Raw genomic sequence first — 683 nt, 5'->3', positions numbered from 1 at the left:
CCCTGGGCCAGCTTGTCGAGGGTCTTGACGTGGCCGATCGCCAGGTCGACCACGTGGATGTAGTCGCGCATGCCGGTGCCGTCCGGGGTCGGGTAGTCGCCACCGTACACGGACAGTTTCTCGCGCTGGCCGTTGGCGACCTGGGCGATATASGGCAGCAGGTTGTTGGGGATGCCGTTCGGCTCCTCGCCGATCAGCCCGCTTTCGTGGGCGCCGACCGGGTTGAAATAGCGCAGCAGGGCGACGTGCCAGTCCGGCTCGGCCTTGAACAGGTCGCGCAGGATGTCTTCGATCATCAGCTTGCTGCGGCCGTAGGGGTTGGTGGCCGAGAGCGGGAAGTCTTCGCGGATCGGCACCGAGGCCGGGTCGCCGTACACCGTKGCCGACGACGAGAACACCAGGGTCTTGCAGCCGAACTTGGCCATGGTCTCGAACAGCACCACGCTGCCGGAGACATTGTTGTCGTAGTAGCGCAGCGGCTGCGCCACCGATTCGCCGACCGCCTTCAGGCCGGCAAAGTGGATCACGGCGTCGACCTTGTGCGCGCCGAACGCGGCTTCCATCGCCGCGCGGTCGCGGATGTCGGCCTCGACGAATTCGAAAGCCTTCCCCGTGATGCGAGTCACCCGTTCCTGCACGGAACGGTTGGCGTTGGACAGGTTGTCGACCACCACCACCTCGTG

General features: G+C 65.8%; 1 protein-coding gene. It reads right to left on the bottom strand.

What is annotated here, in order from left to right; translation table 11 throughout:
- A partial coding sequence (galE, locus tag AB4Z32_RS27545; RefSeq protein WP_442124994.1) for a UDP-glucose 4-epimerase GalE occupies nt 1-683 on the bottom strand: 683 nt, incomplete at both ends.

This window comes from Massilia sp. 2TAF26 (assembly GCF_052115005.1).
Lineage (GTDB): Bacteria > Pseudomonadota > Gammaproteobacteria > Burkholderiales > Burkholderiaceae_D > Telluria.
This window is presented reverse-complemented; position numbering and strand designations above follow the sequence as displayed.